Genomic DNA, 21,305 nt, shown 5'->3' on the forward strand with positions numbered 1-21,305 from the left:
CCTTTCGTTATTTCTTGTTTTCCAGTTTTCTTTTTCATAGACGGACGCCCCTTTTTCTTAGGTTGAAGGGCGTCTACTCCTTGAGTTTCCATGATGCGTTGCCAGTTCCAAAGCGTGGTATCAGATGGCAGATTAAAGAGTGCAGCTGTTTCCAGGATAGACGTCCCATGTTCATTCATATAGTCAAGTACGTCTAGTTTATATCGGACTGGATAATTTGTATATGACTTTGAAAAAGCTTTTTCGCCATGATATTGATACTTTCTGACCCAATATTGAAGTATACTTTTGTTCACGCCAATCTGTTTTGCAATTCTAAGCAAGCTCTCACGGTCAATGAGGTATCGTTTTACCGCTTTGATTTTATCTTCAATTGTAAATTTAGCCAAAGAAAAGCACCTCCAAATGTTAGACTGTGTCTAATATTTGGGGTGCACTTCAATTTCGGCTTTTTTTTAGAAGAAACGTTTCGCACCGAGATAGGCTTTTTTCCAATATGGGTTACTTAAATTAGAAATACCTACTCCGCTGTCACTTGCATGAAGGAAATCTCCTCCACCAAGGTATAGTCCCATGTGAGAAGGACCCGCTTTGTATGTTGTGAAATAGACAAAGTCTCCAACTTGTGGGGTGCTAACAGGCGTCATCATATTCCAGTAGCCCGCTGTGCTCAATCTCGATACAGATGAAACCTTATTTATGAGATAGTAAACAAAGCCACTACAGTCAAAGCCAGCAGGTGTATTGCCGCCCCATCTATAAGGAACTCCTGTTAGCTTTTTACCTTCTTGAATCATCGTCGTGATTTTTGCATTCATTGGAACATTGGTTTTGTTGTTGTCGGTCGGACTAGTTGCCCCGTTAGACGTAGAACCAGAAGCCGTTCCGTTAATTTTTAACACTTGTCCAATTCTAAGTACATCACTTTTCAGGCTGTTTGCTGTACGAATGGATTGAACCTGCACATTAAACTGATTCGCAATCTTCCATAATGAATCACCTGATTTTACGGTGTAAGAGGTTGTTTTTCCACTTGAGGGCGGGTTGCTTGGATTAGCAGGTGCCTTCGGTTGACTTGGTGTAGATGTAGCTGCCCCTTTGACTTTCAATACTTGATTTGGATAAATCATATCCGATTTTAACTGGTTCAATGTCTTGATTTCACCAATTGACATATTTAACGAATTCGCAATTTTCCAAAGAGAATCGCCTAATTTAACCTTGTATGTACTAGATGCTGATGACGAACTATTTGAGTTCGTTGTCTCATTGTTTGAGCTTGAATTAGATTTTGAATTTGATGACTGACTGCCGCTAGTATTTGTGCTTCCAGACACTTTCAGCTTTTGACCAGGACGAATCAGATCACTGTTTAAGCTGTTTAAGCTTTTCAAGTTTGCGACTGACATTTTGTGATTCTTCGCAATCAGCCATAGTGAATCTCCTAGCTTTACAGTATAGCTAGATGTAGTAGGAGCTTTTGAGCTTTTTGACGAGCTACTTTTTGCCCCAGGAATTTTTAAGCTTTGTCCTGTAAAAATCATCGTCGTTTTTAATTGATTAAGAGATTGAAGCTCCGAGATACTCGTATTGTACTGTCCGGCAATCTTCCAAAGTGAGTCACCGCTTTTCACCTTGATCGTCTGTGCTTCTGCCGGTGCAGCAATAACAGCTGAGCCCGCAATCGCTGAAACTGTGAGGCCGGTTACTACTTTTTTCTTCATAGATGAATCTCCGCCTTTCATAATTTCGTTCAATAAGACTTTTGTGCTAGTTTTGAGTTTAGCATTTAATGGTTCTGCTTCTCTTGCACTATTTTATCTTTATTTCTATTATATTACTCGACATGAAGACGTTAGGCAATAACAAATAGGTTAGAGCAGCAAACTCAAAATGCTAAAACAAAGCCATATAAGTTCTATCGGCCGTTTGCTGTATTTATAAACATTTTTAAGTTGACGTTTAAAAATTTGTCAAAACAAGCACTTTGCTACTTTCATAGTTCTATTCTACATGACAAATTTTTCTGTATCAAATGAATTTTTACTTAATTTCCTTTTTTTCTTGAATGAAAAATCATCCTACCTAATAAAGAATGCCGTCCATTTCCTTCTGTTTAAGCGAATCGACGATTTTCCTTTCATCCATCATGATTTGCATCAAATATTTCTTCGTTTGTGCGATTGATCATCTGACATTTCCTCCTTTTTTGGCTTGTGTCATAAAATAACAAATTATGCACATTCTATTTGTAGGGAGGTGAACTCAATATGACCATTCAGAAAGTCATCCAATATGCTTGCAGCATTTTAGGTGTTGTCAGTCTTTCTTTTATTTATATTCAAATGTTTAGAAAAACGAAGTCGTCAAAAAAAAATAATCCGACGGAGAATTGATTTTTTTACATAGCGTGATATAATTCCTCTCGTTATTTCTGTTCAGAGAGGAACTTAAAATGAGAGAAACGAATAGCATTCTACTAAAGCTGAAACAATTTTTAACCATTTTGATACCGATTTTAATCACACAAGCAGGTCTTTCACTTATTACGTTTTTAGACACAGTCATGTCTGGAAAGGTGAGTGCAGTAGACCTTGCAGGTGTTGCGATCGGCTCTAGTATTTGGACACCTGTTTATACAGGACTTGCGGGTATATTAATGGCCATTACTCCTATTGTGGCACAGCTAATGGGTGAAGGCCGTAAACAAGACGTGCCTCGGGCTGTCTTTCAGGCCATTTATTTATCCTTCCTTTTAAGTGTCGTTGTAATCGTCATTGGAGCGATTAGCATTCCTTTCATATTAGGAGGACTTGGGCTTGAACAATCCGTAGAAGATATTGGCCAGCATTTTCTCAGCTTTCTTGCTTTTGGGATTATCCCGCTTTTTGCTTATTCTGTGATGAGGTCGTTCATTGATGCATTAGGGAAAACACGTGTGACGATGTTCATTACGTTAACAGCACTTCCTATTAACTTTGTTTTGAATTATTTATTTATTTTTGGTCATTTCGGGTTTCCGAAACTAGGAGGTGCGGGAGCTGGCCTTGCATCTGCGATGACGTATTGGGCCATTTTCATCATGAGTATTTGGATTGTCATCAAAGCCGAACCATTTGCTTCATTTCGTTTGTTTCAAAAACTTCCTCGGTTTAACACCTCCCGAATGGGGCACATCCTGAAAATCGGTCTACCTATTGGGTTTGCTATCTTTTTTGAAACAAGCATCTTCGCAGCTGTCACCCTTTTAATGGGACATTTTGATACAATCACGATTGCAAGTCACCAAGCAGCGATGAACTTTGCTTCTATTTTATATATTTTACCTCTTAGTATTTCAATGACTTTAACGATCGTCGTTGGCTTTGAAGCCGGTGCCATGCGGTATAAAGATGCACAAAGCTACAGCTATATCGGAATTGGGACGGCTATTCTATTCTCATTATGTACAGCAGCACTTATTTTGTTATTTAGACCTGAAATCGCAGGGTTATACACTTCTGAATCGTCTGTTTTACAAATGACACAGCACTTTTTGATCTATGCAATCTTTTTCCAACTGTCTGATGCGATCGCAGCTCCTATTCAAGGGGCTCTTCGCGGCTATAAAGATGTGAACTATACCCTGATTGCCGCCTTTGTTTCTTATTGGATCATCGGCCTTCCGGTGGGTTACTTGATTGGTACTTATACTTCTTTTGGAGCGTTTGGGTATTGGATTGGACTCATTGCCGGACTTGCAGTTGGTGCAATCGTCCTCTTTATCCGTCTCAGGTTGATTGAAAACCGTTTACTTCACCTTAAACCGATACAAAAAAGCAACTGACCTAATTCAGCTGCCTTTTATTTAGTCATTCCATTGATACGTCCAGAAAATTTCTTCATCGAACCATTTTTGTACGACTGGTTCTTTGTTTTTCAGCTTTTGCTCAAGTTCTCTCAGCATTCCTTCTGTTTGGGTTCTGTGCGCTCTAAGGGCATTTAATTTAATATCTGCTACATCCGTAATATCAATCACAATATCGGCATTTCCTAGTACTTCTTCTCTATTTTTCGTAATGGCCATGCAGTATGTGACAGGGCGGTCTTCTTTTTTCTTGCGGTAAAGAGCCCGAATGACAGCTTCTCCTGTCGCATCATGATCGGGGTGTACCCCGTGTCCTGGATAAAACGTGACAATGAGTGTTGGTTTGACGTCATCGATAATATTTTCCATCACATGCGCCAAATACTCATCATCTTCAAATTCCAATGTTTTATCCCTGAGGCCAAGCATACGTAAGTCCGTGATATCCATTTCTTTGCATGCGTTGATTAGTTCTTGTTTTCTTAACTCAGGTAGTGTCTCACGGTTAGCATATGTTGGACTACCCATATTTCTGCCCATTTCTCCAAGTGTCCCGCATGCATACGTAACTGGAATTCCGCGCTTTCTGCTTTGTGCAATGAGACCTGCGGCCCCAAAGGATTCATCGTCGGGGTGAGGCAGCATCACAAGTACATGTTCGTTCATCTCTCGTCACCCTTTCTCCTACACCTGAAATGGTCTTTCACTAATTTGAAATGAGATCGCTAGTTTCCCGTCTGACAGGTGCCCAGCTAATAGCAGGCGGTCTTTTTCATCAAACACATAGTCGGTCAATCCTTCTGCGTAAATCCAGCCATCTTCTGTTTTCATCCCAACACGGTACGGCCCTTGTCCTTTTATTTTCACCTGTGAATAGATAACTTTCGCATTGCGGATATACGCCACGATCGTCATATTTTGTTCATTCACATGAGCTGAATAAGAACCAGTTGTCGTTTCAAGATGAACGAAGACTGGACGATTTAAAAACGATTCAAGATGTGCTGTGACATCTTTCGTTTGAATTGGTTTCATGAGTGGTTCCTTCCTCCATTTTGAATTAATTCTCGCAGCTTTTTCGTATGTAAGCTGATAAGCTGTAGTTAATAATCATGCTTAACAGCCTAGTCATTGGCTGATGACATGTGATTACCTCTACAGATTGGTAACAACTTATTATGACATGAACCGCCTTCAAAAAAAAGCAAACTGCTGATTCCCTTAATGAGAATTGGCTGGTTTTTTTATTCGTAGTTGAGAGGTGGTAAACAATAAAATCGCCAACCAAATACATAGGAAAGTCACGATTTTCGCTGCGGATAAGTGTTCATGATACACAAATAATCCTAAGAACAGCGTAATTGTCGGAGCAATGTATTGCAAAATGCCAACCTGATAAAGAGGAATTCTTTTTGCGCCTTCAGAAAATAAAAGAAGCGGCACAGCTGTAAAGACTCCTGCAAAAAATAAGAGACCAAGAGATCCGAAGTTGCTCGGCTGCATCGTGACTACAGGTTCTTTTAAGAAGAATAATAAGAAGATAAGTGCAGCCGGTGCGAGAAGAAGCGTTTCAATGGTTAAACCAATTGCACTCGTGAAGCTCATCCTTTTTTTTATCAATCCATAAATACCAAAGCTAAAGGCCAATAAGAAAGCAACGACAGGAAATGAGCCATACTGAACCGTTGAAATCATCACACCAGTCGCAGCAATAAGAATCGCACTTGTTTGTATTTTATTCAGTCGTTCTTTCAAAAAAATGATGCCTAGTAAAACCGATACAAGCGGATTAATATAATACCCTAAACTTGCTTCAAGCATGAGATGATGGTTGACTGCCCAAATGTACACATACCAGTTGACCGAAATTAAAATAGCAGATAAAAGTAATGAGAAAAGTGCTTTTCCATTCATCATAAGCCCCTTCACAGTCTGTATTGCTGGGCGGACTTGCTTTAGGTATAGGAGGATAAAGCACATAAAAACAAATGACCAAACAATTCTGTGCGCTAAAATTTCGCCTGACGAAATATGCTCCATCAGTTTCCAATATAATGGGAATAGGCCCCATAATGTAAAAGATGATGCCGTATACAGAACACCTTTTGATTGCTGTTCATTCAATCTAACCATTCCTTTCTAAACCTATCGTATATTATAGCACGCCTACCGTTGAATGGGCATATACTAATTTAGGGCATTTAGAAAGGATGATTTGCATGTTTGACTGGAACCGATTATTCCCTTTTCAAAAGCAATTTTCAAAGGAAGCCTTAAAGAATTCAGATCCTAAAGACGTTGAGCAATATGTCAACCAAGTGATGGAAAGTGTATTCGGCTCCAATTATTCTGCTCAGTTCCCCTTTCAGGATCCGCTGTCTCCGCATCAAAAAAAAAGAGAGCCAGACGTCAAAAAAGAGAACGAGCCGAATATTGAAGTGTTTGAGACAACTGATCACGTGTTTGTCAAAATAGAGCTTGCTCGACCGAACACAGAAAAAGTGAAAATCAAACATACAGCCAATCTGCTGTTTATTGATCATTTTCCTCAAGAGAATGAACAAAAGAAGATCGTCCTCCCTGCTGCTGTGAAAAGAAAAGGAACGAAGGCTTCGTATCAAGATGGTATTTTGGAGATTATGTTCTTAAAACATGATGATCCGGGGATTTCTGAAATTGATATTCCATTATAAAAAGCCTGCTTTAATATGGAAGCAGGCTTACTCTCTTTTCTTAATAATATGGTGGATATCCGCCGCCATAAGGTGGTGGAGCAGGCGGTGGTGGTGGCGGGTAATATGGACGGGGATAATTAAAAATCGCACTTCCTAGAAATCCGCCAAGCAGTCCGCCGACTAAAGGAGCGCCAAAAAAAAACAAAGGGACTCTAGATTCATACGGCGGAATGCCAGGGACGCCGCCTCGAAAATACGGAGTATGAGGGTACATGCAATTCTCCTCCTTTGTCATGTGCCTAACATCAGCATATTCATCAGGAGTTAAAACGTTTGGGCAAACCTGAAACTAGGCTTGCTCCTTTTTTTCATGAGATCCAGCATACTCCCCTGCCCAGCGCGATACCTCTTCAAACACATCGTTCAATGCATTCCCTTTTTCGGTTAGACAATAGATGACTTTGACAGGTGTCTCAGGGAGTACAGTTCGCGCGATAATTCCTTCTTGCTCCAGCTCTTTTAAACGTTCTGCGAGCATTTTTTGACTGATGGAGGGAATAATGTCCGTCAGCTCTTTAAACCGCTTTGGACCATCAAGCAATACATGAATAATGAGACCATTCCACCTTTTGCCAAGAAGTAAAAAAGCTTGCTGAATGTGTGGACATAATTGGAATTCCATATATTTCAGCCTTTCTTTTCATGAATGTTTGACAAACTATCGGTATACAATTTAAAATATCTCTAGTTACAATAAGTAAGTTTCTCACTTTTTTATTTATTGTACCATACTATTTGCAGAAACGGGAGGAAATATCTATATGGCGATCGATCAAAAAACGATTGAAATTTTAAAAGAAAGAGCTTCAGTAAAAGAGTATGATACATCTCAAGAAATGACAAGAGAAGAGTTAACAGAACTTCTCGATGTCACTACAAAAGCACCATCTGCATGGAACCTTCAGCATTGGCATTTTACTGTTTTCCATAGTGCTGAATCAAAAGCAAAGTTATTGCCAATCGCTTATAACCAAAAGCAAGTCTCTCAAGCATCCGCTGTTATTGCTGTACTAGGTGACCTTGAAGCTAATAAAAATGGCGAAAAAATCTACAGCAAGCTAGCAGAACAAGGGGTTATTACAGAAGACATTAAAGAAACACTCATGACTCAAATCAATGGCGCTTACCAAAGTGAGCAGTATGCACGTGAAGCAGCGTATTCAAATGCTTCATTAGCAGCAATGCAATTAATGATCGCTGCTAAAGCAATGGGATATGATACATGCGCAATGGGTGGTTTCAGCAAAGAAGCTTACATCAAAGAATTCAATGTGAGCGGCCGCTACGAACCTGTCATGCTGATTTCTGTCGGTAAACCAGCGAAAAAAGCTCATAAAAGCAATCGTTTTGACATCGAAGAAGTATCTGATTTCCTATAAAAAATCCCGAGTCCCAGCCTTATGCGGGGGCTTTTTCATTTGCTTTAAATATTATTCCCCCATACTTATTATAAGCATCCTCTTTTTAGTTCTTACTTATCTCTCTTTTTAGAATGAACACGTTATATTAGTATGATATTTGAAAATGATTGTTTTTTCTGAAAATGGTCTTGTGATCTAATCTGACAACTGTTATTATTAAAAATTACAAAATATTCAGGAGGAAATCATGAATAAACATTGATGCAAGCACTACTCATCGGATTCCATTAATTGGACATCTCGCATTGCTTCCCTTTGTGAATCGTATTCATCCATTCGTGATTGGGCTTGCTCTTTTATTCTGTATACTGTTCCTAACTGCACTTGTAACGCTTTCGCTGATCGGTGTTTCAAGAAGTTCAAATCTTCCCAGCGATCGCAATCAGCCTATTGTGGAAAAAATAATCTAGAGAAGCATCCATTGCAGGACTGATCGCCTCAATCATCGTTACCTTTACAGCCAATATCTCACAAGTTACGTTCGGCCTTTATGAAGGCTTTCTCGGGTTACTAGCAAACGTTCTTGTCATCTTGATATTGAATGAAGGTCACATCCAATTCCGTCACAAATGATCTGTTTGAAAAGGACGATGATAAAGCAGCAGCGATCGTAAATGAAGCGTAAGCACAAGAAAAGCAGTCCCCTGATAAGGACTGCTTTTCTATTTCATTTCTTTTTTCAATACTTCGATTGCTTTTTTCATTTGCGTATCATTTTTCTTTAGCTTATCTTGGATGTTTGTCATCAGTACAGTCGTTGTGTCCCCTGTGAGAATACCATCTGTCTTCAGATCGTGATCTGCTTGGAAATTTTTCACGATAGACTGGAATGCTTGATCGTACTCACCATTTGCTTTTGCTTTGTAGCCAATTGCTTGGAACATCTTTTGAGCCGCTTTGACTTCATCTCCATTATCATTCAGCTGGTAGATCTTTTTCGGGCTTAAGTATGGCAGCTTCGCATAACTTGGCAGAGATGCTTTCACCTGTGGTTCAATTCCTTTTTTGTGAATCCAAGAACCATTCGGTGTCAGCCACTTTGCAATGGTTAACTTGACACTAGAGCCATCATTAAAGCTTTGCGCATTTTGAACAGTTCCTTTACCAAACGTCTTTTCACCAACAATTTGAATGCCTGATGATTGGTGCAGAGCCACCGCCATGATTTCAGCAGCGCTGGCTGAACCGCCGTTTACAAGGACAACTGCCGGCTGATGAACTTTCCGTTCCTTTTCAGCCTTGTACACTTGTTTCTTCCCTTTTTCTTCAACCTGCATGATGACTTTTCCTTTATCGATAAAGTCATTACTCATTTCAATAGCTTCTGTCATAATGCCGCCTGGATTATCTCTCAGGTCAATGACAAATCCTTTCGCCCCTTTTTTCTCGAGTTCACCAATCGCTTTATCTAGCTCTTTAGATGTCGTTTCAGCAAAGGACGTAATCTGGATTTCTCCTATTTTATCTTTTGTTAGTTTTGTATAAACCGTTTCAAGCGGAATGGTGTCTCTTGTGATGTTCACATCCACATTTCCAACACCTTGCCGTCTCAGATGCAGCTTTACATCCGTTCCTTTTTTACCTCTGATCAGTGATACTGCTTTATTGACAGACATTCCTTTTGTGCTTTTTCCATCTACCTCTAAAATACGATCATGAGGTTTCAAACCAGCTTTTTCAGCAGGAGAGCCTTTGATCGGCGCGACAATTAAAATTTGTCCATCCTTTTCTTCTACTTGGGCACCAATTCCTTCAAATGAGGAAGAAATGGTGTTATTAAACCCTTCGGCTTCCTCCTGATCCATATATGTAGAGTATGGGTCATCAAGTGATGCAATCATTCCTTGAATTGCACCATCTACTAGTTTTTGATCATCCGTTTTGTCGTAATACTCATCTTTTACCTTCGTATACGCAGCCATAAGTTTACTAAACTTCTCATCTCCTGAGACGCTGACAGCAGCTTGTTTTGTGATTACAAATGTAATGGCTGAAGAAAGTGCTGCTGTCACCAGAATGGCTATCACGAACTTGAATTGTTTTTTCAAAAAAACACCACCTTTATCTCCTTTCATTATTATCAAGGACGATGCTCCATCCGTCAACCAAGGATCAAACTTCTAATTGAAAAGATAAGCCATTTGACCCTGCATTGCATAATCTTTAGAGAGGAACATGATAAGGAAAGAAGGGATTTTATGAGTGACTATGTAGAAATGCTTGCCTATTTTGGTGTATCAGGTGCACATCCTGGTGGAATTGAGTTAACAAAAACCATGATTGAGCATATAAAATTGGACCGTGACGAGCGAATACTTGATGCCGGGTGCGGTACAGGACAAACCGCTGCGTATTTAGGAAATTTAGGCTTTGAAGTGGAGGCGGTTGATATGCACCCTTTGATGATTGAAAAGGCCAACCTTCGATTTAAACGAGAGGAGCTACCAATCCGCGCCCTGCAAGCATCCGTTGAAAACCTTCCATTTGCAGATGCATCGTTCTCTCTACTGATCAGTGAATCTGTTCTTAGCTTTACTCATTTATCTGTTGCGCTTGCTGAGATAAAACGGGTTCTTGCCCCTGGAAGTAAATTGATCGCAAATGAAGCTGTGCTAAAAGCACCTCTTACACCCGAAGAACAGGCGGTTGTTCGTGGATTTTATGGCTTCCACTCCCTCCTTTCTCTATCAGAATGGAAGGAGCAGTTAACAGCGTCAGGCTTCCGTGACATTCGAATTCTCTCATTCGATGAGCATATGGTACAGGAGGAGCCAACAGAAATGGAATTATCTGATCAAATCCCGCCTTCTCTTTACGATACGCTGCAAACACACTACGATCTCATTCAAGCGCACCGAAAAAGCCTGAGTCACATTTTATTTGAGTGTACAGTATAAAATGAGCGAATCTCCTATATGTTTTGTCCAAACTCTATGATATCTCTCGCATAGGATAAGAGTGAAAAGAGTTTGTCATAAGGAGGAAAAACATGGAGCGCTACTACAAACTTTGTCAGCAGCATATGGGGAAAGTCGCTAGAATCACCGATCATAATGGGAGAGTACATGTCGGCCGTATTGAGCGGGTGACAAACCGCAAAGTCTATATTCGCCCTATTGGAAGGTCCCGACAAGGCTTTGGCTTTGGTTTTTACGGAGGTTATTATGGCTGGGGTTGGGGCTGGGGAGCAGCTTATGGCATTGGCCTCGGTTTTATTACTGGATTCGCTTTAGCAGGATTGTTCTTTTTTTAAAAGGAGAATAAAAGAAGGCCCCCCAAATAGCTGGGAGGCCTTTTATTTGTTTATATTTTCTTCACTTTGTTCACGTACTCTTCAAAAGTTAAGTCGTGATCATGCATCGCTTTTGCTGCTTCTTTCCCAACATAGCGCAGGTGCCACGGCTCATATTCGTATTTCGTAATGTCTTCTTTTCCTTTTGGATAACGGATGATAAAACCGTATTTATAGGCGCTTTTAGCAACCCATTTGCCCTCGGGTGTTTCACCAAATTTTTCAGAGATCTCAAAGTCGACACTTTTTGAGGAAATGTCCATAGCGAGACCTGTTTGATGTTCACTTTCGCCTGGTAAAGCTACTGCTTCTTGGGCTTTTTCTTTCCCTTTTAATTTGACCTCACTATCAAAAATGACTTTTTGACGGTCATAGGAGCGATAGCCAGATACTGCAGCCAACTCAAAGTTTTTCTTTTTTGCCTCTTTGAATAACTTCTCAAGTGCTTCGGCTGCTTCTTTACGAATATATCGTTTTTCAATATCATCTAAAAAAGAGAATTCTACTTTTGGTACAACGAGATCAGAAGGTTTATAGGTTCCTGGTAATGAGTATTCTTTGTTGACAAGTGCTAGCACATTTTCAGGGTTTTGAATGGTTTTTTGCCCACTAACAACCTTGATGTCATTGAAATATTCACTCTTTAACGTCAGCTCTTGATTAGATGAATCTGCCGTATCATTTGAGTTTTGCTGGGATGATGAACTTGCTGTGTTTTTTTGTTCGCTTGTTTTGTTAGATTCAGATGTACCGCTTTTTTGGTCTAGCAACTGGCAGCCTGATAATGCGGCCGTCAAACCAAGAATCGATGCAATTGAGAGTATTTTATAGCTGTTCTTCATGACATACCTTCCTTCTTCTCTACTAAAAAAATAAAGATGCGCTACATCGTAGCACACCCTTTATACTATTATAAAACAGAGTCTAGTGCAATTAAGATCATTTCGTCAAAAGTCGTTTGACGCTCTTCAGCAGTTGTTTCTTCTCCTGTTACTACATGATCACTCACTGTGAGAATCGATAACGCTTTTCTACCAAATTTTGCAGCAAGCGTATATAGAGCTGTTGTCTCCATTTCAATGGCTAGAATACCGTATTGATCCATGAGCTCAAGTGGTTTTTCATTGTAAAATTGGTCTGCTGTAAATACATTTCCGACACGAACGGCTACATTTTTTACTTCTGCTGTGTCATAGGCTTTCTTAAGAAGACCAAAATCAGCGCAAGGTGCGTAATCAATCGGTCCAAATGCCACACGGTTCATTTGAGAATCTGTTGATGATGTTTGGGCTAATATCACATCACGTACATTGACATCCTTTTTGATCGCTCCGCAAGACCCAACTCGGATTAGATTTTGAACATCATAGCTTTGAATGAGTTCATTCACATAAATCGAAATAGACGGTACGCCCATTCCAGTGCCCTGTACAGAAATACGCTTTCCTTTATAGATTCCAGTAAAACCATACATTCCGCGCACTTCATTATAGCACACGACATCCTCTAAATATGTATCTGCAATATATTTCGCACGAAGCGGATCGCCTGGTAGCAATACCGTTTCTGCAATTTGTCCTTTTTCTGCTCCAATATGTACACTCATTTTTTAGCCTCCACTTACGTTTAACATGTGTTTTGTCCTATTTATTATAAACGATTGAGACAAAAAAAGAAAATAGCCAGCTGGCTCATAAGCTGGCACTAGAAACCATCTATTTAACTCATCGTCATTAGTCTGTCACTACGTTTCCATCCTGTCGGAAAAAGCTGATAATAGCACTTCCCCTTTTTCCTGTCATCAATCACAACGATATCACCTGTTGTCATAAACCGCGCATTGTAATCATTAGGGACTGTATCATGTACATTAAATGTCGAGAATGCTTTTTCCAGTACATCATGGTGTGTTCTGCCGCCAATCTTTGTCCGGTACACAGGCTGATGCCCGTTCGTTTCACCATAAGCAGGTGTCTGATAAATGGTTAAGTGATAAGCTGAAGGTTTCTTTTGAAAAAATCTCAACGTCAATTGCATTCAAATCCCTCCCCTTTTATATAAAATTGGCTGGGATCTGTCAATCTCCTTCTTCTATTTTTGTCGAATGACGGACAATTTTTCGTCAATCTTTTTACATATGAGAAATAATGCTAGTCCTATCGCAAAGCCTCCCGCTACATCTGTTAAATAATGAACACCGATATACATTCGGCTAATGCCAATCACAATGACAAATAGTCCCGTAATCAAGTAGACCATTATTTTTCTTTTTTTCAGCCAGGGAATCATCTCAACTAATAGATATGCTATAAACGGGTAGATGGTGGATGCATTCATTGAATGTCCACTCGGAAAGCTGTAATAGGTTTCATTGACAAGCTGATCAAAGGCCGGACGCTCTCTAGCAAACAGCCCCTTCAGTTCGTGATTAACCGTTTTTTCTGTGATATATAATAGAAAAAGTAACATGATAGAGTAGTACCGCTTATACATAATCAGTACCACACTAAAGATGAGCATGATCGGAACTAGCAGAGCGCTGATGCCAAAGTCCGTTACAGCGAGCATCGCATCGTTTAAAAAAGGGAGTCTGATTTTTTCAAACCATAAAATGATCTGGTTGTCCACTTCTTGAAATACACCAGATATCATAAGCGCAGCGAAGCCGCCAAATAAAATGAAAAGAAACATGACATACACGCTAAAGAATTCCCCCCTCCCTCTCAGAATCTCTTCAAAGTATAATTTCTACCACGCCTCTTCTTCAACTATCATTGCTTTTTTTAGCATATACTCAAACGTAATGTCAGCAAGCTCAAACGTTTCTAGCTCAGTTGGTATGTACCCTCTTTTGACCAGCTCCATGTAGAAGAATTCCGCAATTTCCTCTGTATCAATCACCAAGTCTGCTTCTTTCATTGCTTTCCGCCTCCTTTTTTATGATGTATGAACGCCGCCTTATTTTTATTACAGTTTGTCATAATGGCTCATTTCATTCATATAAATGCAGTAAACAAACAGAAAAGGGGCTTGAAGCCATGAAATGGTTAAGCATATTAGATGGTGATACTTTTGATCAATTGATGGGCCGTATCTTGAGGGGATGGTTTTATGTGATTGCTTTTTTCTGTGTGCCTTATTTTTTATTCGTGTTAGGACAAGTCTTTTTTTAACCAAAATGCTCGTTTAAACTTTCCAATATAAAATCCATCATATCCTTATATTCTGGATCTTTGAAAAATTCGTAGAGAATTTTATAATCATTATAAATATCAAGAAGCTCATCCACTATAGATACAGCGAGAAATTCTAGTGATGCTTCACTTTCTTGTGTCTCTTCTAACTGTAATAGTGCCGTTTGTACCATATCTTCTTCTATTCCTTTTGAGGTCTCTCCGACGTAATGCACAAAAAGAAGCTGATGTACAAACTGGTCCACCTCATATTTCCTCAGTACAAGCGTTAAGTCTTCCTCCTCTGTTTCCAGCCACTCTCCATCTTTTAGCCTCGTGAGTTCGTAAATGACATCTTCCCAGCCATCTTCAAGGTAACGCCAAATTTCAGTCCGATGGCCAATGATTTTAAAGAGCTCTTTTCCATAATCTTTTACATATACAACATCGCCAATGAGGAATTCATATTCAATATCCAGCTTTTCTGTATCCACAATCATCCCATCGTACTCATCATAAAGCTGAAGTGATGTTTCAAAATAAAGCACCTCATTATGATTGACCTCGTACAGATAGTGCTGGTCAATTTGATGGACTTTTGTTATCGTTCCGACTGTGCCGTACATGACAACGACGACAATATCCCCTACATTATATTTTGGTGCTTTCGCCTTCATTCTGTCTCCCCCTTGCCCGACTTTTGGTCTTAACGTATCGTATGCCGGCACAAGGAATTCTGCATGGGCAACCACACCATGCAAAACGTTTTATTTCTTCATCAAAAACCGCCTCTCCCATTCGGAACAAGCGGTTGTGTGTGTTATTTTTTTTTGACTTCTACTTCGTATTGTTCAAACGCTTCGTCAAAAGTGGTCATGGAGCTTAAATAATCTCCATTCAATTCTAAATAGGCACATAGCTCTTGATAATCAGTGGAAGCTTTAGGAAAGCTGTGATCTTCATAAGCAGCATTTGCAAAATGACTGATTTCATCTTGCGGTTTTGGATGTCTGTATTTCATTAAATAATGGTAAAACGACTTCACCTGTTTTTCCCTCCGCGATACTCTATTTTGTTGTTATATTATACAGGAATTTGATCACTTGTATAGGCGGAGGTACAACTTATGAAGAAAAATCAAAGTAATTTCGCTTTAACAACCGCTCCATGCTCATTAATTCTTCAAATGAGATTTTTTCTGGAAGCTGTGTTTGATCCACTAAAATTAATTGATCCTCTATCTCTTTTACCGTCTCATCCTTCTGATACGTCATGCCGCAATGCATGCAGGAGATCGACGGCGTCTCGATAATTTCAATCGATTGTGTGCCAGTGATCAGCTCCCAATAGACCGTTGTCTGCTCTTCGTTTGCTTTATTTTCCTCACACCAATCACATGTCAGCAAGGTTATTTCTCCTCCTTTACAGTTTGTTCTTTTTTGAGCTGCGCTTGATATTTCTTCTCTTTTAATTCATCCCGTTTTTCACGTTTATTTTTGAGGGTATCATGCTCAGGATTTGTCTCATAGGCTTCTCTTCGTTTCATTCGGCTTAAATTTTCAGGCGTAAACGATCTAGCTTCATCCTGAAATAGAGCTGTCACGCCAATTGCAGGTTCTTGTTTCTCTTCGTAGATTTCATTAAAATACGCATCTGCCTGGCCTGCGACGTAATGCTCTGGCTCTGGATAAGAGGTGATGACGCCTTCAAAGTTACGAAGGACAACTTTATCAGGGCTTTGCGATAATAAATAATTTGGCTGTAAAGCGATCTTTCCTCCGCCTCCTGGCGCATCTACAACAAAGCTTGGCACTGCATAGCCGCTCGTATGCCCTCTTAAGCCTTCAATGATTTCAAGTCCTTTTGAGACTGGTGTTCTAAAATGGCCAATCCCCTCAGATAAATCACATTGGTAAATATAATAGGGTCTGACGCGAATCTTCACCAGATCATGCATCAGCTTCTTCATAATCGGCACACTGTCGTTAATACCGGCAAGGATGACGGCCTGATTACCTACAGGGACACCAGCATTGACAAGACGTTCACACGCTTCTTTTGCTTCTTTTGTGATTTCAATGCTTGTATTGAAATGGGTATTCAGCCAAACCGGATGATATTTTTTCAAAATCTCACACAGTTCATCTGTAATTCGTTGCGGAAAGACAACAGGAGCACGGGTTCCAATCCGAATGATCTCAACGTGTGGAATGTCTCGTAAGTTTTTCAAAATGTATTCAAGGACTTGATCATTGATTAATAGCCCATCACCGCCCGAAATTAAAACATCTCGCACCTCAGGTGTTTCTCTAATATACCCAATGGCAGCGTCTAATTGCTTTTTAGGGACGCCCATCCCGATCTGTCCGGAAAAACGTCTTCTCGTACAATAGCGACAGTACATGGAGCACTGATTTGTGACAAGAAACAGCACACGATCTGGATACCGGTGCGTTAAACCTGGGACGGGTGAATCCTCATCTTCATGAAGCGGGTCTTCTAGGTCATATTTTGTTTTATGAAGCTCCTCTGCAATTGGCACAGATTGCATACGTATCGGACATCTTGGATCGTCTGGATTCATCAATGAGGCATAGTAAGGTGTAATGTTGAGCGGAATCGTTTTGGTGGAAATCTTCACCCCTTCTTTTTCCTCTTCTGTTAAGTTCACTACTTTTTCTAAATCTTCAAGCGTTTTAACAGTATGCGTCAGCTGCCAAATCCAGTCGTTCCACTCTTCCTCGGGTACATCCTTCCAAAGCTCAATGTCCTTCCAATGACGCGTTGGTTCATACAATTTTTGATTCATATCCATTCCCCCTATCAGCATTCACTTTATACTATGCAAGTTATGTGCCAACATGGGAAAGTGCCCCTATTGTTTCAAAAAGGAGCATTTTCTTGCATCTTATAATGGAATAAGTGCCTACATTTGGGCATCTACATATTTTTTCAGTTTATACTGCAGCGTTTGTCGAGGGATTTTTAAAGCTGCGGCGGTTTGCTTAATATTCCCATCATGCTTACTTAATGCTTCTTGAATCAATCTTTGTTCAAAAAAAGCGACCTGACTTTTTAATGAGGACTGCGGCGGTTCGTTTTTTATCTTCTGCTCACGTAAATGAGCTGGAAGATATGTCGGGCTTATTTCTTCAGCTTCCTTTGGCATCATCAAAACGGCATGTTCTATTGTATGTTTTAATTCTCTTACGTTTCCTGGCCAGTGGTGGGCCATAAACAATTGTATCGTCTCGTCAGAAAGGCGGGTGACATGTTTAGAAAACTGCTGATGATAGATTTTTATGAAATGGTCAGATAACAGGTTGATATCTTGCTTTCTAGCTCGAAGCGGCGGGATATGAAATGATGATACATGCAGTCTATAAAATAAGTCTTCTCTTAAAATTCGTTTTTCTACTGCTTCAAATGGGTCTATATTGAGTGCAGTAATGACTCTGACATCTACTTTAATGGCCTTTGTATCACCGATGCGTCTCACAACACCATCCTCTAAAACACGTAATAGTTTCGTCTGAAGTGTAAGCGGCATCGCTTGCAGCTCATCAAGAAAAAGCGTACCTCCATCAGCTAATTCAAAAAGACCCTTGCGATCAACTGCGCCCGTATAGCTACCTCTGACAGATCCGAACAATAGACTCTCAAGTAATGATTCTGGAAGAGCTGCGCAGTTTTGCGGTATGAACACCTTGTCTTTTCGATCTGATTCATGAACAATGGCTTGCACCAGCACTTCTTTTCCAGTTCCTGTTTCCCCGTAGACAACAACAGACGATGGATAGGCAGCTGTTTTTTTTGCCTTCTCAAGCATTTCCTTTAATAACGGATCATTTGTTAAAAATGAAGAAAAATCGTGCATTTGATCTGTCTCACCTACGCCATTCGCTCGTTTCTTTTGATCTAAACGATTAGAAAGCGACGATAGCTTAGATACATCTTTAGCCACTTCCACTGCTCCTATTAACTTGCTATCTTCAATAATGGGCAATGTGGTGTTGACTGTTTCAATTTTTTCTCCATTTTTATTCAAATACGTTTGTAAAGAATGATAAATGGGCTTCCCCGTTCTGAGCACATGCATTAACGTGCTTGTTTTTTCAGTTAATGATGGATACACATCAAGGATATATTTACCAATCACCTCTTCTTTTTGTATACAGTCAAACTTAGCCGCATTATGATTATAAAAAATTGTGACCCCTCGATTATCTACAACATGAATGGCTTCATCAATGGCTTCTAAAATTAATTCAAACCAATCCGCTCTTTCGACAACCTTCCCCATACTTTCCCCCTCACTATCAGTGCTAAAAAACCGGCATCCACTGCCCAATTTTCAGTAGCTTGATCATTTCATATGGTTTCATTCCCCTGTCCTTTTCACGTTTCGCTTTTTCCTACCGATCTCCTGCTTTTTTCGCCTAATGCTTAAAAAAGTATCCCTCTTATGAGTAGTCCTTCCGTTCTGATGTTTGATAAAGAGACATATCGAATTCTTACAGCGATTCCAAATACAGCGGCACAATTGGCATCCCTTCTTGGAATAACGTAAATTGAGAAGCGTATATCTTGATTGGCTGATGATCAAACGCAAATAGCTTTACTACCTTAGGAACAATACGGCAAAAGGTATCATGCACAAGTAAATAGACATCTTGTTTCCATTTAAAAACCCTGCGATTTGGCGGTCTGAATACAGTGAAGATACATGAATCATGCTGCCATCCTCAAACCCCTGAAGCGGTTCGTTTGGAAGGGTATATATCATCTTTGGATGAAACTGAAAATATTGCACTTCACGTTTTGACGCAAATTGTCTTTTTTTCTGATCTTCAATATAAAGGTTTATTTGTAGCTTGTTATAATCACCGATAATTTCATGATCATTATCCTTTTTAATTAGATTAAAAAGCCCCCCAGCTAACAATGTTCATATATGGAGCACATACTCTTAGCTGGTTTGTCGCATTTTTAAAGACAGCTACTGAATCAAACAATTGCACGACAACCACGTTTTGAAGCACATTTCCATCGACTAAGTGAACACGTGGCAACGGAATGCCAAGCTCAAGCCATGGACGCAGCAATTTTTTGATGTCCGAGGCACTTTCTTCCTCACTTTCCTCTAAAAGACGAAGAAGAAGCAAAATTAATATGACTTCAAGTACTCCTTCTACTTCTAGTAATTCTTCGTTCCAATCATTTAATAATTGGTCAAATCCCATTCAAAATCCCTCTCTCTTCTTGTTTCATCTTTACTAGAGTATGAGAATCACTCCATTTAGCCTCAGCATTTAAAAACCTTTTTTAAAATGTGTGAAGTGATTAAATGAAAAAAAGAAAAAGGAATGAGCATTCTACTTATACCAAAAAAAGTGAACGGCATATACATAGTGGTGTGTTTGAATTGATGAAGAAAGGATGGGAAAAATGAGCGAAAAGCGTGCGGAATTAAAAAAAGAACTATTGAAAGTGCTTTTCAAACCGCTTAGTCATGCGTTAACAGTCAATCTCAAAGAAGGAGGAGTTCAAGTGGAAGAAAAATTAAACGATTTATTAAGTGAAGTGGCATCTGAGGCATCACCTTCAAATTCTGCTACAACACTTGACATATCTAAACCAGCAAGATGGATTTTTGCAAGACTTGAACCAGGAACAGTCATTAGCATTGTCATGGACTCAGGAGACTTAATGGGCTCCGTTCAATTCGTTGCATTCAATCCTTTAACGGGTGTTGTATTTGTCACACAAGAAAGCTCTGTGACACCTACAAGCTCTGCAACGACTCTATTAGATGTAGATAAAGTTGAAAGTGTTACGTTCACATCATAAAGTGAGAGGGCCATCATGAAGCTTATTTATATCAGCTCTGGCTACGGCGGGATCTATCAAGCTTTTGATCAATGGATAGCAGACAGCTTCATTGATTCCCCTATTTCATGTGTAAAGTTGGAAAGGGACTCAATACCCGCTCACATGCACAAAATCCGGACATTTTCTCCGGATTTTGTTTTGATGATGATCGGTGATCATGTTCCGAAAGAATGGCTTCATCAATTCAAACAAGAAAAGATCCCTATTATTTTGTGGATGACAGAAGATCCTTTTTATACAGATGTGTCAGCTGCTTGTGCATGTAATGCACAGCTGATATTAACCATTGATGAAGGGACTTTGTCTTTTTACAAACAATTGGGAGCTGATCACACGTACTATTTTCCCATTCCGACAAATACACGAGTATTTCAGAAAAAGAAATCGCCATATGAGGCGTGCACCTATGACATTGCACTCGTTGGTTACCCTTACCCAAACCGCATCAAAGCCATCGATACACTCATACATCAGAACAAATGGCGGATTCTCGTTGCAGGTAAGGAATGGCACCGTCATGTAAATAAGTTACGGAAACGATATCGTGATTTAACACTCGTGACCAACTGGCTGATCCCTCAGCAAATGTCGGAAATATATGAACAATCAGCCATTGTCCTTAACCCACACAGGCCAGCTCAATTCGCCTATAATCGAAACAAAGCCATGATTCAAAACATGAGCCTGAACAACAGAGCATTTGACATTGCTGCAAGTGGAAGTTTTCAATTGACGGATATCAATCCGCCAAATGCTTTTTCAAGCTTCGCTTTTTACACAAATGAAGACGATTTGATTGAGCAGGTTGAGTATTATGTATCAAATGTTGAGAAAAGAAAGGAGGTTGCGCTAAACAATTACGAGCAAGTCATTCGCTGGAACACATTTGAGACGCTGCCATATAGGCTTTATGAGATAGTAAAAAGCGCCCTCTAAATCGGGCGC

General features: G+C 39.8%; 27 protein-coding genes and 1 pseudogene. 9 read left to right on the forward strand and 19 right to left on the reverse strand.

Annotated features, from left to right (window positions below; translation table 11 throughout):
• Together LC033_RS00005 and LC033_RS00010 are read right to left on the reverse strand one after the other, a co-directional pair.
• Nucleotides 1-389: helix-turn-helix domain-containing protein (locus tag LC033_RS00005; RefSeq protein ID WP_226566266.1), on the reverse strand; the 389-nt coding region annotated here is incomplete at its 3' end.
• 66 nt (nucleotides 390-455) lie between these two features.
• Nucleotides 456-1,724: a C40 family peptidase gene (locus LC033_RS00010; protein WP_226566267.1), complete on the reverse strand. Its 1,269-nt coding sequence runs from the start codon at nucleotides 1,722-1,724 to the stop codon at nucleotides 456-458.
• A 546-nt stretch (nucleotides 1,725-2,270) separates the two neighbouring features.
• Here LC033_RS00010 and LC033_RS16740 point away from each other — a divergent pair.
• Entirely contained in the window at nucleotides 2,271-2,396 is a 126-nt protein-coding gene (locus LC033_RS16740; RefSeq protein ID WP_264188571.1) for a hypothetical protein, read from the forward strand.
• A 59-nt stretch (nucleotides 2,397-2,455) separates the two neighbouring features.
• Complete coding sequence (locus LC033_RS00015; RefSeq protein WP_226566268.1) at nucleotides 2,456-3,826, forward strand: MATE family efflux transporter; 1,371 nt, start codon at nucleotides 2,456-2,458, stop codon at nucleotides 3,824-3,826.
• Between the two features lie 21 nt (nucleotides 3,827-3,847).
• Here the strand turns inward: LC033_RS00015 and bshB2 are convergent, their stop codons facing one another.
• The 3 genes from bshB2 to rarD all read right to left on the reverse strand — a co-directional run bounded on the left by bshB2 (nucleotide 3,848) and on the right by rarD (nucleotide 5,980).
• Nucleotides 3,848-4,513: a bacillithiol biosynthesis deacetylase BshB2 gene (gene bshB2 / locus LC033_RS00020; RefSeq protein WP_226566269.1), complete on the reverse strand. Its 666-nt coding sequence runs from the start codon at nucleotides 4,511-4,513 to the stop codon at nucleotides 3,848-3,850.
• An 18-nt stretch (nucleotides 4,514-4,531) separates the two neighbouring features.
• Complete coding sequence (locus LC033_RS00025) at nucleotides 4,532-4,882, reverse strand: YojF family protein (protein ID WP_226566270.1); 351 nt, start codon at nucleotides 4,880-4,882, stop codon at nucleotides 4,532-4,534.
• A gap of 186 nt (nucleotides 4,883-5,068) precedes the next feature.
• On the reverse strand, nucleotides 5,069-5,980 hold the full coding sequence (gene rarD / locus LC033_RS00030; RefSeq protein ID WP_226566271.1) for an EamA family transporter RarD: 912 nt from the start codon (nucleotides 5,978-5,980) through the stop codon (nucleotides 5,069-5,071).
• 86 nt (nucleotides 5,981-6,066) lie between these two features.
• On the opposite strand from rarD, the gene LC033_RS00035 reads away from it, so the two are divergent.
• Nucleotides 6,067-6,540: an Hsp20/alpha crystallin family protein gene (locus LC033_RS00035; RefSeq protein ID WP_226566272.1), complete on the forward strand. Its 474-nt coding sequence runs from the start codon at nucleotides 6,067-6,069 to the stop codon at nucleotides 6,538-6,540.
• 40 nt (nucleotides 6,541-6,580) lie between these two features.
• Here LC033_RS00035 and LC033_RS00040 read toward each other — a convergent pair whose 3' ends face one another.
• Complete coding sequence (locus LC033_RS00040) at nucleotides 6,581-6,796, reverse strand: hypothetical protein (RefSeq protein WP_226566273.1); 216 nt, start codon at nucleotides 6,794-6,796, stop codon at nucleotides 6,581-6,583.
• Nucleotides 6,797-6,871: 75 nt separating this feature from the next.
• Nucleotides 6,872-7,204 (reverse strand): winged helix-turn-helix transcriptional regulator, encoded by a 333-nt coding sequence (locus tag LC033_RS00045; RefSeq protein ID WP_226566274.1) that lies wholly within the window; start codon nucleotides 7,202-7,204, stop codon nucleotides 6,872-6,874.
• A gap of 139 nt (nucleotides 7,205-7,343) precedes the next feature.
• On the opposite strand from LC033_RS00045, the gene LC033_RS00050 reads away from it, so the two are divergent.
• The gene (locus LC033_RS00050; RefSeq protein ID WP_226566275.1) at nucleotides 7,344-7,961 is read left to right on the forward strand and encodes a nitroreductase family protein; all 618 of its coding nucleotides are present in this window, start codon (nucleotides 7,344-7,346) and stop codon (nucleotides 7,959-7,961) included.
• Between the two features lie 320 nt (nucleotides 7,962-8,281).
• A pseudogene (locus tag LC033_RS16960) lies at nucleotides 8,282-8,628 on the forward strand (sodium:solute symporter family protein); the annotation flags it as partial.
• 37 nt (nucleotides 8,629-8,665) lie between these two features.
• Here the strand turns inward: LC033_RS16960 and LC033_RS00060 are convergent.
• Nucleotides 8,666-10,051 carry a S41 family peptidase gene (locus tag LC033_RS00060; protein ID WP_226566277.1) on the reverse strand — a complete coding sequence of 462 codons (1,386 nt, stop codon included), beginning with the start codon at nucleotides 10,049-10,051 and terminating at the stop codon, nucleotides 8,666-8,668.
• A gap of 150 nt (nucleotides 10,052-10,201) precedes the next feature.
• Here LC033_RS00060 and LC033_RS00065 point away from each other — a divergent pair, with 150 nt between their 5' ends.
• The gene (locus tag LC033_RS00065) at nucleotides 10,202-10,900 is read left to right on the forward strand and encodes a class I SAM-dependent methyltransferase (protein ID WP_226566278.1); all 699 of its coding nucleotides are present in this window, start codon (nucleotides 10,202-10,204) and stop codon (nucleotides 10,898-10,900) included.
• Nucleotides 10,901-10,992: 92 nt separating this feature from the next.
• Nucleotides 10,993-11,256 carry a hypothetical protein gene (locus LC033_RS00070; protein WP_226566279.1) on the forward strand — a complete coding sequence of 88 codons (264 nt, stop codon included), beginning with the start codon at nucleotides 10,993-10,995 and terminating at the stop codon, nucleotides 11,254-11,256.
• Nucleotides 11,257-11,306: 50 nt separating this feature from the next.
• Here the strand turns inward: LC033_RS00070 and LC033_RS00075 are convergent, their stop codons facing one another.
• The 11 genes from LC033_RS00075 to cgeC form a co-directional block, all read right to left on the reverse strand.
• Entirely contained in the window at nucleotides 11,307-12,137 is an 831-nt protein-coding gene (locus LC033_RS00075; protein ID WP_226566280.1) for a M15 family metallopeptidase, read from the reverse strand.
• Between the two features lie 68 nt (nucleotides 12,138-12,205).
• The gene (gene deoD / locus LC033_RS00080; RefSeq protein WP_226566281.1) at nucleotides 12,206-12,901 is read right to left on the reverse strand and encodes a purine-nucleoside phosphorylase; all 696 of its coding nucleotides are present in this window, start codon (nucleotides 12,899-12,901) and stop codon (nucleotides 12,206-12,208) included.
• A gap of 113 nt (nucleotides 12,902-13,014) precedes the next feature.
• On the reverse strand, nucleotides 13,015-13,332 hold the full coding sequence (locus LC033_RS00085) for a YodL domain-containing protein (RefSeq protein WP_226566282.1): 318 nt from the start codon (nucleotides 13,330-13,332) through the stop codon (nucleotides 13,015-13,017).
• Nucleotides 13,333-13,386: 54 nt separating this feature from the next.
• Nucleotides 13,387-13,986 carry a phosphatase PAP2 family protein gene (locus tag LC033_RS00090; RefSeq protein WP_264188578.1) on the reverse strand — a complete coding sequence of 200 codons (600 nt, stop codon included), beginning with the start codon at nucleotides 13,984-13,986 and terminating at the stop codon, nucleotides 13,387-13,389.
• 57 nt (nucleotides 13,987-14,043) lie between these two features.
• Entirely contained in the window at nucleotides 14,044-14,214 is a 171-nt protein-coding gene (locus tag LC033_RS00095) for a YozD family protein (RefSeq protein WP_099680891.1), read from the reverse strand.
• Nucleotides 14,215-14,464: 250 nt separating this feature from the next.
• On the reverse strand, nucleotides 14,465-15,145 hold the full coding sequence (yodN, locus tag LC033_RS00100) for a germination protein YodN (RefSeq protein WP_226566284.1): 681 nt from the start codon (nucleotides 15,143-15,145) through the stop codon (nucleotides 14,465-14,467).
• A 143-nt stretch (nucleotides 15,146-15,288) separates the two neighbouring features.
• On the reverse strand, nucleotides 15,289-15,513 hold the full coding sequence (locus LC033_RS00105; RefSeq protein ID WP_226566285.1) for a YozE family protein: 225 nt from the start codon (nucleotides 15,511-15,513) through the stop codon (nucleotides 15,289-15,291).
• 79 nt (nucleotides 15,514-15,592) lie between these two features.
• Nucleotides 15,593-15,874 carry a YokU family protein gene (locus tag LC033_RS00110; protein WP_226566286.1) on the reverse strand — a complete coding sequence of 94 codons (282 nt, stop codon included), beginning with the start codon at nucleotides 15,872-15,874 and terminating at the stop codon, nucleotides 15,593-15,595.
• A gap of 2 nt (nucleotides 15,875-15,876) precedes the next feature.
• Nucleotides 15,877-17,277: a lysine 2,3-aminomutase gene (gene kamA, locus LC033_RS00115; RefSeq protein WP_226566287.1), complete on the reverse strand. Its 1,401-nt coding sequence runs from the start codon at nucleotides 17,275-17,277 to the stop codon at nucleotides 15,877-15,879.
• Nucleotides 17,278-17,394: 117 nt separating this feature from the next.
• Nucleotides 17,395-18,771 carry a sigma-54 interaction domain-containing protein gene (locus LC033_RS00120; protein ID WP_226566288.1) on the reverse strand — a complete coding sequence of 459 codons (1,377 nt, stop codon included), beginning with the start codon at nucleotides 18,769-18,771 and terminating at the stop codon, nucleotides 17,395-17,397.
• Between the two features lie 619 nt (nucleotides 18,772-19,390).
• On the reverse strand, nucleotides 19,391-19,711 hold the full coding sequence (gene cgeC / locus LC033_RS00125; RefSeq protein WP_226566289.1) for a spore maturation protein CgeC: 321 nt from the start codon (nucleotides 19,709-19,711) through the stop codon (nucleotides 19,391-19,393).
• A gap of 205 nt (nucleotides 19,712-19,916) precedes the next feature.
• Between cgeC and LC033_RS00130 the strand changes: the two genes are divergently transcribed.
• Nucleotides 19,917-20,318, forward strand: coding sequence for a hypothetical protein (locus LC033_RS00130; protein ID WP_226566290.1), 402 nt, complete (start codon nucleotides 19,917-19,919; stop codon nucleotides 20,316-20,318).
• 15 nt (nucleotides 20,319-20,333) lie between these two features.
• On the forward strand, nucleotides 20,334-21,296 hold the full coding sequence (locus LC033_RS00135) for a CgeB family protein (RefSeq protein ID WP_226566291.1): 963 nt from the start codon (nucleotides 20,334-20,336) through the stop codon (nucleotides 21,294-21,296).
• Nucleotides 21,297-21,305 lie beyond the last annotated feature (9 nt).

This window comes from Bacillus stratosphericus (assembly GCF_020524495.1).
GTDB classification, from domain to species: domain Bacteria; phylum Bacillota; class Bacilli; order Bacillales; family Bacillaceae; genus Bacillus; species Bacillus stratosphericus_B.